General features: G+C 31.9%; 8 protein-coding genes. All 8 read right to left on the reverse strand.

Annotated features, from left to right (window positions below):
* Window positions 1–6 precede the first annotated feature (6 nt).
* The 8 genes from OEA66_RS07470 to OEA66_RS07505 all read right to left on the reverse strand — a co-directional run bounded on the left by OEA66_RS07470 (window position 7) and on the right by OEA66_RS07505 (window position 13,679).
* On the reverse strand, window positions 7–1,734 hold the full coding sequence (locus OEA66_RS07470; protein ID WP_267280771.1) for a LysM peptidoglycan-binding domain-containing protein: 1,728 nt from the start codon (window positions 1,732–1,734) through the stop codon (window positions 7–9).
* Between the two features lie 37 nt (window positions 1,735–1,771).
* Complete coding sequence (bshC, locus tag OEA66_RS07475) at window positions 1,772–3,358, reverse strand: bacillithiol biosynthesis cysteine-adding enzyme BshC (protein ID WP_267280772.1); 1,587 nt, start codon at window positions 3,356–3,358, stop codon at window positions 1,772–1,774.
* Window positions 3,359–3,370: 12 nt separating this feature from the next.
* A complete protein-coding gene (locus OEA66_RS07480) occupies window positions 3,371–5,311 on the reverse strand; it encodes a putative porin (RefSeq protein ID WP_267280773.1) in 1,941 nt (646 codons plus the stop codon).
* Window positions 5,312–5,400: 89 nt separating this feature from the next.
* Window positions 5,401–6,201 carry a hypothetical protein gene (locus OEA66_RS07485; protein ID WP_267280774.1) on the reverse strand — a complete coding sequence of 267 codons (801 nt, stop codon included), beginning with the start codon at window positions 6,199–6,201 and terminating at the stop codon, window positions 5,401–5,403.
* A gap of 17 nt (window positions 6,202–6,218) precedes the next feature.
* The gene (locus OEA66_RS07490; protein ID WP_267280775.1) at window positions 6,219–7,763 is read right to left on the reverse strand and encodes a RagB/SusD family nutrient uptake outer membrane protein; all 1,545 of its coding nucleotides are present in this window, start codon (window positions 7,761–7,763) and stop codon (window positions 6,219–6,221) included.
* An 18-nt stretch (window positions 7,764–7,781) separates the two neighbouring features.
* Window positions 7,782–10,610 (reverse strand): SusC/RagA family TonB-linked outer membrane protein, encoded by a 2,829-nt coding sequence (locus tag OEA66_RS07495; RefSeq protein ID WP_267280776.1) that lies wholly within the window; start codon window positions 10,608–10,610, stop codon window positions 7,782–7,784.
* A gap of 267 nt (window positions 10,611–10,877) precedes the next feature.
* The gene (locus OEA66_RS07500) at window positions 10,878–12,791 is read right to left on the reverse strand and encodes a S8 family serine peptidase (protein ID WP_267280777.1); all 1,914 of its coding nucleotides are present in this window, start codon (window positions 12,789–12,791) and stop codon (window positions 10,878–10,880) included.
* 201 nt (window positions 12,792–12,992) lie between these two features.
* Window positions 12,993–13,679, reverse strand: a complete 687-nt coding sequence (locus OEA66_RS07505; protein ID WP_267280778.1) for a hypothetical protein — start codon at window positions 13,677–13,679, stop codon at window positions 12,993–12,995.
* Window positions 13,680–14,109: the final 430 nt, after the last annotated feature.

Consider the following 14,109-nt stretch of genomic DNA (forward strand, 5'->3'; position numbering starts at 1 on the left):
CTAAAATTACGGAACCAATCTGATCACACGGAAACCAGTATTCACATAAGCTCCGTTTGCTTTAGATTTTACAAATTCAAATTTAGTAGCCAACTGAGTCTGCACTTTATTGATTTGCTTAAAGATTTCTCCTTTTTTGTTTTCTCTTGTCAACATATCGTTCACAACATCAAAACCAATTACCGCATATTTTCCGGGAGTTTTGCAATACTTAGCTTTGTAAGCAGCTAAAATTTCTTTTTCAAAATTTCCGTCAGCATTGATTTTTCTGTCCATTAAGTAAACCAGACTTGCCTGGCTCAACTCATCAACTTTCTTATCAAAACTTGGAGCAGCGTACATACTGAACGCTTTTACGCCTTGAACTTCTTTTGATAAAGCAATCACTTTATTAGAAAAAGCTTCACCTACTGCATCATTATCACTTGCCAAAATTGCAATAACCGGAGCAGATTGTCCTGTCATCATATTTTGATCCAGCTGAATGTCTGAAGCCGAATTTACAATCGTAATCTGAGCATTTTTTACATTTTTCTCAAGGCTGGACTTCAGATAGTTTGCATTTTCTTTTTTAGCGTCTGCAAGGATATAAATTTTCTGATCAGAATAAACCGATTTTACTTCTTCTGCAATTTTATCTGCATAAGTATGTTCATTGGTTTCAACAATAATTAAATTGCTGTAGTTGTATAATTCCGGAGAGTTTGCAAATGGCGCAACCACAGGAATTTTCTGAGTTTTAGTAAAATCTAAAAGATCAATTACGTTTGATTTAAAGAAAGGACCGATAATTAAATCGGTATTGTTAGGATTTATTTGAGATAAAGAGCTCTTAAATGAAGCTTCATTACCAGAATCAACAATTTTTATATCTAATTTTTGTCCGCCCAAAGCGTTTCTTTCGATGGCTAATTTAGCTCCCGTAAGAAAATCTGTTGCCATCGCACGATATTGAGTTTCGTTTGTGCTATATCCGAAAGGAAGCATCAAAACAACACTTAAAGCATCGCCATTTTTTTTGATATATGCTGCGTCAAGCTTTCTGATTTTTAAAATCATTCCACCTTTCAATCCTTTTGATAAATCAGGGTTTAAAGCAACTAACTCATCAATCGAAATTCCGAATTTATTAACAATTGAAAAAACAGTATCTCCTTGCTCCACAACATACGTTGCGTATTCATCCTGATTAGAATGAGAACTGGAAGAAGACCTTTCGTTTCCAGAATCTATTTTAGTTTTATTACTATTTGTAGAAGTCATTTCTGCAACAGTTTCAACCGGTTTTGTAACTGTAGTTGTTACAACTTGATTTCCACCATATTTTTTGATGCTGTCAAATGGTAAAGTTATTTCATCACCAATTTTTAAGTGAGAATCCAAATCAGGATTTAGTTTTCTCAAATCAGTTTCAGAGATTCTGTATTGTTTTGTAATACCGTAAACCGTTTGTTTAGGCTGAAGAATAATTTTTCCGGTTTTAGCAGATGTATTTGTAGCAGGAGTTTTTGAAGCGGTATTTACGCCACCTCCCGATTTTACATTAACAACATCTCCTAATGTAAGTTTTCCGTCTTTAACTTTAGGATTCAACTTCAACAATTCATCTACAGAAATTCCGTATTTCTTAGAAATATTATAAGGAGTGTCACCTTTTACAACAGTGTGTGTCTTCTGAGCCGTTAAACTCAAAAACATACACAAACCAGATAGTATAAAAAACCTCTTAATCATTTTCGATATTATAATTTACAAAAATACTTCTTTAAAATTAAATGGCAACAATTATTAGTTTTGAATCATCAACCACCATTTCTTCCAAACAAAATTCTATCCAAGAAAATCCAAAATCTGCAAAAAAGACCGAGAAATTGTAAATTCTTTCCTGCCAGGTTTTCGAAGGATGTACATCTAAAAATAACTTCTCCAAACGCTCCAACAATTCACTTTGTTTGATTTTTTCAGCCCGAATAAGTCTTTTCTTCATTCTTCCGAAAGATTTCAACTGTCTTGTTTCTTCCGCTTTTACTAAATTTCCAAAAGATTGTTCTGTAGTTTCAGCAATATTTTTCAATTCTGAAAACTGTTTCGTCAGAAGATTTTCTTTTTCATTAAGCAAAGTAAGGATTTCATTATTATCTAAAATCTTTTCATTGGTTATTTTACTAAAGTTTTGAAAGAAGTCTTCTATTTTTAGCTCCAGTTTATCAATTTTACCTAATGTTTTTTCTTTCAAAAACAACATTGAATTTCTTGGAATCAATATTGGGAAAGGCAAATTTAATTCAGCAAAATAATCTTTTAGTTCAAGCCAATACATAATTTCGGCATTTCCACCAATGTAAGCAAGATTAGGCAAAACTGTTTCCTGGTAAACAGGTCTCATTACTGCATTTGGACTAAATTTTTCAGGGAAATTTTCAAGTTCGTCAAGAATTTCTTCTTTTGTAAACTCAATATTAGTGTCAACAATTCTATATTTTTTACCTTCAAAATCTATTCTGTCTCGAGTTTCAGAAAGATAGAAAAGGTTTATTTCGCGAGGATTTACCTGAACTTTACCGTATTTTTCCGTCAGAAAATCAACTTTATCTTTTGAATTTTTATTTAGACTAAAATTTTCAATTTCATCTCTAAAAACATCTTTAATTTGACTTTTTAAAGCTTTAGAATCACCATCTAAAATCAACAAACCAAAATCTGAAAATAATCTGTTAACGAAAGTCTGAATCGCTTTCGTTAAAGTATTTCCTGCTTTATAAGCTTCTTTCAGCATTAAAATCAATTCAGTTCCGAAAATAGAATCTTTAAATTCTTTCTCAAATTCAGATATGAAAAAAGTATCGCTGATTTGAATTTTCCCAACTGCACTCCCTGACTTTTCATTGATTTCGTAATAATTATTTTCCGTTTTGAAATGATTAATTTCCGCAAAATCGTGATCTTCAGAAGCCATCCAATAAACCGGAACAAAATTAAAATCCGGAAAATTCTGCTTTAAATAAGAGCAGGTTTTTATGGTCTGAAGAATTTTATATACAAAAAAAACAGGTCCGGAAAACAGATTCAACTGATGCCCCGTTGTAATCGTAAATGTATTTTTTAGTTTTAAATTTTCTAAATTCTCAATCTGCTTCGATGAAACTTTAAAATCTGAAAGTTGAGATTTAATCGTTTCAGAAAGAATTTCTCTTTTTTCAGAAGTAAAATTGTTTTGTTTTAAATGAATTTGATTGGCAAAATTTTCTAGCGAAAAAGTTTGCGCTTTAAATCCATCAATATCATGATTCAGGAAATCTTTTATTAATTTAGGGATACTTTCGATTTCGCTGAAGGCTATTTTATTTATTGTTTTCAACCTGATAAAATTTTAGTTGAACAGATACCATACAATCCCTATATTTAGCCTAAAATCATAGACCGGATAATGTGGAAATGCGTATGCTTTGTTGTGTGAAATGAGCGTTCCGATTTGTTGACCTTCAATGAAGAAAAACATTCTTTTCACTTTCATATTAAAATAAAGATCGGCAATAGGCTGTCCTCCGATTGAGAATGAGTCTGAGCTTGGTAAAATATATTCGTTAAGAATTGGGAAATATTCTCTCGTTGCAAATTTTGAGAAGTAATATACTTTTAAACCAGCCTGAATTTCTGCAGAATTTTTGAAAGCTTTAGACTGAAAGAATAAATTGGCCCTTCCGATAAAAGAGGGCATTGGTAAAAGTTCCTTATTAGTTAAGGCATTTTGAAACTGCAATCTTGTATTTAAATGGAATTTACCATAACTAAATGTTGCGTCACCTCCGATTTGAGAAATATTCAGAGAATTTGCGCTTTGTCTTGGCATCGCAGCCTCATCAAAATAAGTATAGTTGTCGATTCTGAAATAGTTAGCAAATAATTCTGTCTTGAACCATTTCAAATTTAAACTGCCTCCAATTTCCGTAACCGACTGATTTTTTGCCTCTGAAAGGAAATAATTGAAATTATTGTAAACCGACGCATTGGCAAGATAATTAAATGAAGGATAAGCACTTTGGAAATTTACTTTTGCATTCACAAAATAATCTTTGATAGGTTCGAATTTGATATTGTTTGTTGTTTTTAAATAATCTCCAAACTGACTTCCCTTTGAAATTTCTAAAAATGAATTAACCTCAAATTTATCAAAAAGTTTGATTTGAATATTTCCCACAGCTCCAAGTCTGCTTTCTTTAAGTTCGGATGGAATTTCGAGATTCGGCAATGTAATCTGATTAACTCCAAATTTCAACATTTGATATCTTAAACCTGCATCTAACTTGAAACGCTCGTTATCGAAAACCAAACTCAAAGTATTGCTAAAGTTATTTGAATATTTTTTTGTGGCTAAAGGAAACCCATTAACAATTTCTGCCGGTGTAGAATACCAATATGGTTCTAAATTGTCTTGATTATAATAATATTTGTTGCCTTGATTAGAAATCGTATGTCTGATTCTAAAAGGAAATTTTTCAGCATTAAACGGTGTGAACTGATGACTCAAATAATATCTTCTAAAAGAATATTGTGAGCTGGATGACGTTAAGTTCACCTGAGCTCGATCTCTATTTCGAAACTCACTCTCTCCGGATTGGAAAAGATCATCGTTTATGATTCCGCCATTTTCCTGATTGTTCACATTCTGATGAAGGTAATGAGCAAACAATTCATAATTACCGCTCTTTGAAGTATAATGTCCTGAAAATAAAGTGTTGTTATTTGCCGCCAAAGAATTCCTATAAAATCCTTGAGAACGAAGTCCCATATAATCCAAAGCAAAATTGAATCTTTTACCAATATTTTGTGTATAAGTAGATTGCAATGCCGCGCCATTTTTCATTGCAGTATGATAAATAAATGTTGCAGTTGGTGTTTTTACATCGTAATAGTTGATGTCATTAACTCCTAAAATACCATACGATTTATTTGTTGGTAATAAGGAAAGATTCTGTTCAGCAATTACTTCATAAGACAAAGGATTAAATCCTGCACCAATATTTGCAAACTGTACTCTTCCAAAATTATCTCTGTTATTATATTGTGAAAAAATATAAGTTTTGTTGAATGTCATCGCTGTATCAAAAATTTTCTTTTCAGAATATTGAGTCTGATACTGATAATCATTAATAGTTGGTTTAAAAATCTTCAAAGAATCTTTTGTTCCCGAATCTACTATTAAAGTATCTTTCAATTTTTTCTCCAACATATTGGAGTCGGTTTTATTAACGATAACCTGAGCTTTAGTAAATGAAGCAAAGAAAAATATGATGAGGAAAAGGTATTTCATGTACATTTTTTGTACAGCAAAAATAAGAAATAAAAGGCAATAAAAAACCCCGTCTTGAGACGGGGTTTTTATAATTATATAATTAAATATTAATTTAGTGCAGGCCAATTACCATTAGCTTTTGTAAGGGTAGTAGTACCATATTCCCCATAAGATGTAGTCCATTTGAATGTTAATTTATTTCCATTCACAACTACATTACTAATTACTTGAGTATCTCCAAATTGGTTAGCACCAGCAAAAGATAAAGTATTACATTGATCTCTTAATCTTACACCTGTTGCTGAAGCTGGATTTCCACTATATAATACATTATAACCACCAAAGGTTGCATCACTAATTGAATACTCACCAGCAACTGCTGAAGCTGTTAGAGTTACTGATCCTGTTACAGGAGTAGTTCCAATACCACCTCCTTCTGGAGTAAAATAGTTAACAGTAGAATACTGATAAGTACCTGCTAATAAAGATTGACAAGCAAATTGTACAACAACCTCTTGTTTAAAACTAGCATTATTTAATGTAGAAGATTTAATTGTAAATACAGCCTGTTTTTTAGCAACCGCAGCAGCCTTAGTAATATTAATCTTAAATCCGCCTAGTACATTTCCACTCTTCAATACACTTGTATTCTCAACAATTGTAAAATCAGTACCTAAAACGGCCGTAGATCTAGCTTGGTTAAATTGTGCAGTCACATTATGATCTGCACTAACGGGACTAGTCACACCATAAGTAACTGAATAAACTCCATCAGCACCAGTTTGAGCAACTCTATCGAAATGCAATAATGACTCTCCTTCAAAATAAGGTTCATCATCCGGCTTACAACTTACTACAAAAAGCGTAACAACAGAAGCCAATAAAAAATAATTTAAAATTTTTTTCATAATAAATTTAATAAAAATTAATAACCAGGATTTTGTTGAACTGCAGAGTTTACATTAGTTTCGCTATTTGGAATAGGCAATGCCCATTTATAGCTGTTTAATGGTAAATTAACAGGATTACCGGCAGGATAATTTGCAGTTGCTGACTGATAATCTGAAGGATTTCTATCAATTCCAGAGTTAGCTAAAGTACCAAGTCTTTTAATATCAATAAAACGGTATCCTTCAAAAGCAAATTCTATTCTTCTTTCGTCAAGAATTGCTTTCCAAGCTGCTGTTGCATCGGTCAGTATTGGTAAAGCTTGAGCAGTCGTGTATCGAGAATCTCTAATCACTTTTAAAGCTGTTGCAGCACCTGTTAAGTCGGCAGCAGCTACTCTCGCCTCTGCTCTGATTAGATACATTTCAGACAATCTCATAACTTTGATATCATTGTTATTACCATTTGTCCCTGTACCTGCCCAAGGTGCAGCTCCAACCGTTAATGTACCACCATGTTTGTTGATAAGTAATCTATCTGAATTTCTCACATCTACAGAAGTAGCATAATTCGGATCAATAACAGAGTTAGGATTTACAAGTGTTCTATAACGAGTATCAGAAGTATTTAATTTATTAAATAATGCTCTACTAACTTCAAACCAAGGAGCACCAGCTATGGAAGGAGCACCATTATACCATGCATTATGTAAATTACTGGCTTGAGCATTTTGCGTATTAGTTCTTTTCAATTTGAAAATCACCTCTACATTAATTGCATTAGTTTCAGTAAGGAAAACCGATGGATAAGTAGCATATGTTGCCAAAGATAATCCAGAAGAAGTAATTACCGTATTTGCCCAAGTCTCGGCATTAGTATAATCTCCAGCATAAGTATAAGCTCTTGCCTTTAAACCTTGTGCAAAAGTTTTACTAGCATAGATACTTGAAAAAGCTGTTACTGGCAAACCATTAAAAATTGTAATTGCTTGATTCAAATCATTATGAATAAATGCATAGAATTCGGCATTTGTATTTCTTGGATAGTCATTATCATCAATCCCATAAATCTTGTTTGAAATAATCCCTGCAAGTGCTGTAGGATTTTTCATATCCGTAGTAAAATAAGATTGAATTGTCAAATGACAGTATGCTCTTAAAACTAAAGCTTCAGCTCTAATTTTATTAATCTTATTGATATCAGCAGTAGTAGTTGGTTTCAATTTATCAGCAAGCTGTAATATACGATTTGCTCTTGCAATAGTAAAATAATTTACTGCCCAAATATTATCCGGCCCAGCAGATTGTGGATTAAGAAAGAATACATAATCATCATTAACTCCCTGTCCTCCATTTTCAAAACCAATGCCAACTTCATCGGTAAAAATTGAAACAAATTCAGCTTGACTTCTACTAGTTAAGCCATTATATGTATTATTTAAAAATAATTGCAAATCATCTGCTGTTTGGATTGCTGTTTCCTCCACTAATGCACCTGGTGCATATGTTTCCATAAGTTCTTCACTACATGAAGTTGCAGTTAATCCAAAAACTGCTATTGCTATAAAAAATATCTTTTTCATTAGTTAAATTTTAAAAAATTAGAACTTAATATCAAATCCTAGTGTATAAGTTTTGGGAGATGGATATCTTCCTTGATCAGAACCAATATTACTCTCTGCATCAAATCCTTTCCACTTAGACCAAGTTACAAGATTTTCAGCTTGTAATGTAATAGAAATACTATTAATAAAAGTATTACTTATTAATGATTTCGGCACATTATATCCAACCTGTACATTTCTAAGTCTTAAGTAAGAACCATCTTTTAAAAATCTGTCTGATAGACCATCATAACTTAGATTTTCTGCTTTTAAAGAAGGAATATTTGTATTAGTATTTGTTGGAGTCCAAGCATTTAATAAATCCGCACTTACGTTAAAAGTTCCCAAATTCGTAGGATCCATTACTGATGCCAAATCATAATCATAACGGTAAACATTAGCTACATAAGTAAATGTAGTGTTTACAAACAAACCTTTGTAATCAAGATCGAAGCCAAAACCACCTTGGAACCTTGGATTAAATCCATATTTCAAAGGCTTCAAATCTGCAGTACCAGGAGTTTCAGTTGGATTTCCGTTAGCATCTTCAAACAAAAGATTACCGTTAGCTTGATTCACACCTAAATAGTGATATACATATGGTGCTTCAAAAAGTTGTCCATTTACACTATACTGTTGAGGAATTTCTCCTGAAATAAGCGGTTCACTAGGTAAATTATAAACTCTTTCTTTATTCATTGCACCATTACCTCTTAATGTAAGTTTTAGATTGCTATTTCTAATTACATCATATGCAAGATTAACTTCAATACCATTATTTTTTAAGTCAATAGGAGAGTTCATATTAACCGCACCTGTTCCAATTAAATAACTTTGTGGCCATGCATAGAAAATTTCCACTCCTTTTTTCTCATATACATCAAAAGTACCTCTCAATTTTCTACTAAATAATTCAAAATCTAAACCTGCATTCCATTGTTTAGTTGTTTCCCAATGTAAATCAGGATATCCTAAAGCAATACCTAAAGCTTGAGTACCCGCATAACTGTTCGAACCAGTAATATATGAGTCCAGATATGCTTTTGGATTAAGACCAGCAAAAATTGTTCCATCAACAATTCTTTGGTTACCAGCAGTACCGTAAGAACCTCTAAGCTTAAGAATATTTACCCAATTTACATTTTCCATAAAGTTCTCCTCATTAATATTCCATCTAGCTCCAACAGACCAGAATGTACCCCATCTGTTATCTTTACTAAACCTACTAGTAGCATCACGTCTTACGTTTGCAACAAATCCATAAGTTGTATTATAGTCATAGTCTAAATTTGCAAAATAAGAATACATGTTTAATCTAGACTGCGCACCACTCACATTAGGTACATTAAAATTATCTCCAGCAACAAAAGCAGGGTAACCAGTTCCTGTACCAGGAACCCACACTTTAGGATTTAATCCATTTTGAGTCATGCTGGTATTCTTAATCATATAATTATTATACTCATAACCTGCCAAAACATCAAAAGTATGTTCTCCAATTTTCTTATTATAATCTAATTGATATACATTATTAAAGTTAAACTGTCTAGAGTTTGTATTTGTTTCAAAACCTACCCAAGTTTGAGTTGGTTGTTTAAAATAAACTGAGTTCCATGCTTCAGGTCTTTGATAAGCATTACCATCCAACGTTAGTAATTGAGCATTAGCTCTCATTGTTGCAGTTAACTCATCCGTAATTTTATAATTTGCTTCCGATGTCAAATCCAATCTTAAATCATCAACAGCTGATTTATAGGTTCTTTCCTTATCCATCAAAAACAAAGGAGTATTTACTAAATTTGCTGAAATAGCTCCATTTGGCCTATATTGATCTGGTGAAATATATGGAGCACCTCTTAAACCTCCAATAATTAAGTTTTGATTCACTCCACCAGTACCTAAATTTGACGCTTGGTTATTTCGAGAAAGACCCGCATAAACACCAACTCTGTAAGTAAATTTTCCATCATTAGATTTCCCATTTACGTTAGTTCTTAAAGAGAATCTTTTCAAACCAGTTGTAGAAAGAATACCTTGTTGCTCTAAATAACCAACATTTGTATATGAGCTTAAATTCGCTCCACCGGTTGTAATTGCAAAATCGTGTCCTTGCAATAAAGATGGATTAAAGTAGAAATTTAACCAATCTGTATTAATATTAAAATTCGCAATATCAGCATCGCTCATTGTAACACCTTTACCAGCACTTGCTCTCTTCTCTAGAGTCAGCAACTGCCTTGCATCAGCCATGTTATATCTATTATTTTGCAAAGTAGAAACACCAATCTGAGAACGATAGTTAAACGTAGTTTTAGCTCCGAATCCACCTCCCTTTGTTTTAATAACAATAACACCATTCGCTCCTCTGTTACCATACATAGCTGTAGCTGAAGCATCTTTAAGTACTTCCATACTTTCTACGTCATTAGAGTTTAACGATCTAAAGCTATCAGCATTTGTTGGAAAACCATCAATTACATATAATGGATCTGTATTACCATTAATTGTACTAAAACCTCTGATAATAACAGTAGGCTTCGAACCCGGCTGACCAGTACCTGTTGAGATATTTACCCCCGCCAATTGACCTTGTGCAATATTCATCAAGTTAGCATTTGGACGGTTATTAATCTTCTCACTCTCAATTTTAGCAGTTGATATAACCGCTTGCTTTTTAGTAGTAGACTTTAATCCTACAACAACAACTTCCTCAATATCCTTTACAAGAGTATCTTTTTTAATGTTGCCGTTTTCCTGCGCAAATAAGGTAGCACTTCCTAAGAAGAAAAGAACTCCTGTGCTCAGTAACTTAAATTTCACATTCATATTAACAAATTTTAATATTATTTGGTGCAAATATGTTAAAAAATATTAACACCACCAAATTAAAATTGTTTTTTTTAATATTAAAGACATTTACCTAAAAACCTCGCAATAAATCATCATCAAAATTACATTAATACTCGCTTAGTTAGAATATCTTATAATTATTAACAATCCTATTAATTATAGATTAAATTTGATCATAAACAGAAAACACTTTGACAAATACATCAAAGTGTTTATATTAAGTAATTAATTTACTATAAAAAATTATAGTTTAATAAATTTGAAACTTTTTTCTATGTTTTTATTATCTGAATACAATAGTATATAATTCCCCTTAACTAATTCTCTTACGGACACTCTACTATTTTGTAAAATTTCTTTTTTTACAAGTTTTCCACTTGCATCCAATATGATTACAGTTGCGTCAACCCCTTTAGTATTACTAAGATTTATCCAATCAGAAGCTGGATTAGGAAACATTTCAATTTTATCACTCTTTAATGAATTTTCATTTGTACTCAAATTTGAAATATTACTTCCACTTGCAATCAGAGAAAATTTTTGAGACCCACCACTTAAAGAACCTTTATGTGTAACTGATATTGTGTAATTACCTGCAGGCAAAGAAATATCTACCCTCTCAAAATTATCTACATCATTAGTAGAGTTACGTGTTGCAGCACTAGAAGGACTAGACATACCTTGTAATTTCCAAGGATAATAAACAGTTCCATTAGCAGCAGTTATTTTTAGATCTAGATCATTTACCAGATATTTAGTTGTTGGGTCTATTTCTGAAACATTTACATTCTGATATTGTGGATCCGTCCAAGAAATTGATACTTTTAGCGATTGGGAACCACTTGCAGAAATTGATTTAGTATATGTTGCATTATTTAAAAGAGTATTCTCCTCTATTATAGTCCTATTTGAGCTTAAGTTTTTATCTCGGATAATTTTTGCAGCATTCTCAGCATTAATTAACCCCCATCCATAAGCGTAGTCAGGTCCATCATTTATCCCTGCTTCATCTGCTGTATGCAATATTAGACCTTTCACTGTAGCTGCTCTCATATAATTCGAGTAGAGCTGATTGTAATATTGTTGTAGCAATAAAACTACCCCTGTGACACCAGGCGCAGCCATAGACGTTCCAGAATCCGAACCAATAGCAGTATCCGATGAACTTCGAGTTGAAACAACATTTACACCTTTCATTGATATATCCGGCTTAATTCTTCCATCATCTGTTGGCCCATAACTGCTAAAACTTGACATTATAACACTTGATGGTCCTGTATAATTTGCCACATTTTGAACAGCTGCAACCGTCATTACATTTTTTGCAATAGCATCTCCAGCAATCATATCATAACCTAATTTAGTCATTTGCTGTGTTGAATATGGTGGATCTACATCATTTCTATTATTACCTGCCGCAAATACAGGAAGATAAAATGGATTGTTAAAACACAGTGCATCTACTTGTCTAGCATCAGATGCGTACGCTCCTAAAAACCAAATCTGATTATCATTTGATAAAGCTGGTCCATATGAATGATTTGAAACAACCATTCCTCCCGATGCCTCAGTTGTCATTTCTGAAATATCATTAGTCCAATTATAAGAGGATAGACCAGCATTAAAAGCTAATCCTCTTACTTGAGGAACAACTCCTGAGGCAACAATAGTTCCACCAACATGAGTAGCATGATCAGCAACTGCAGCACCGTCAATAGCATTAACTTTAGAAAACATTCCTTGTAAAAACTCTTGATGAGTAGTTCGAACACTGCCACCATCCCATATACCTGCAATCATATTTTGCCCCTGTATGTTTAGCCCTAAGCTTCCTCCGCTATAAAGACTAGATGCTCTTGCAGTGATAGCTGCACCTTGATTATATGTTTTTACATACAGTAAGTCTCCATTAGCTGAAACGTCTTTCAATTCTTTAATTCCAGATACACCAAATTTAGTAATTTTATTAGTTTCTGGATGTTGCTTTAAATAGTTCTCAACTCTAAGAAGTCTAGCATTTTCATCTTTTTCTAGTTCCGCTAAAAGTACTGCATTACCATACTTATCAGATTGTTCTGCAATTTTTCTTCTTTCCTCAGCAGTTTGTGAAAAACAAAATGCTGGTAACAGCATTATCAAAAAATACACCTTTTTCATTTCTTATTTTTATTCTAGGTTTTAAAATTAATTTTACAATAAAAATTCATTTTCTTTATAAAATCATGCAAAATTGTTTAAAAAAAATCAATTATACAAATATTTATCGTGAAATAGTAATAATATAATTTATAAATAGATATTAAAAAAGTTTTAATATAATAAAATAGACCGCTTATATAACGGTCTATTTTATTATTTCTATTTGTTATTTAAAAATACTATCAATTTTTTTAAGTCATTTTCATTATCGAATTTGATTTTATTTTCCTTGAAAAAAATATTCAATTCATCTTTTTTATCCGAAAATTGTGCGATAATTTCTTTTTGGTTTTTAGGATTTTTAATAAATCTATTGTCTACCTTAATATAAAAGACAGGGTCTAATTTTTTGAATAGAGCTGGCTTATCACTAGTATACGTATTTGAAGCAGGTATTGCGTCAATAAATTTGATTTTAGCTTTCTTATATAAACCAATTTTATCATCTATAATTCCATAAAAGTAACCGCTTAATTCATCAGCTGTTTCCAAGTACACTAGAGTTTGTTTAGGAGATAAAATTTCAATTCTGGAAAATTTAGAGTCCTTAGGAAGAACCATAACTTTGCCATCACTCTGAAATTCAATTTGATCAGCATAACCATTATACCTTACAGGCACTTTTTCATAGTTTTCCGCAATTTTTGCGAGTGAAAAATTAACATTTTCATATGGTGAGCCAACCACTTCATCATATGTTAAAGATCTACCAGATTTTTGAGAATTAATTCTTCCAGAGAATGTTGTCCCTTCTCCAAAATCAGATTTAGTAAGAACCATACCACCATTTTGTGCAAATGTCAAGCTGAAAGAAAGTAATACTATACAAAAGACTATTTTTTTCATTTTTTTATTTTTTTATTTTTTTATTTTAAATACCAAAAATACAAATTAAATTCATTAATGTTAGAATTATGAGCTTTTTTTTATATTATTTTAAGAATTTACTATAAGTAATTTGAATTTCAACTAATTTGAATTCATAATATATTATCAGATAAGTGCAGATTAAACATGCTTTCCAAGACTGGAAACCATTACTCCATATACATCGTTTAGTGGCTGTCCAGTGTCTTTCGCATTTTTCACTATGTCCATGAAATATGCTATATCAGCCGGCGAAAACATTTTAATACCATTCTTGTCTGTTTCATAGCCTTGGTCATCAAGAAATTTATAATTATTAACATGAGTATGTATATGTTATACTATCTTGCAGAATAAGTTAAATCTTTTACTATTTCATCTACATAAAAACTACGTTCATTGTTGTCAA

This window comes from Chryseobacterium luquanense, assembly GCF_026460945.1.
In the GTDB taxonomy this organism is placed as follows: Bacteria; Bacteroidota; Bacteroidia; order Flavobacteriales; family Weeksellaceae; genus Chryseobacterium; species Chryseobacterium luquanense.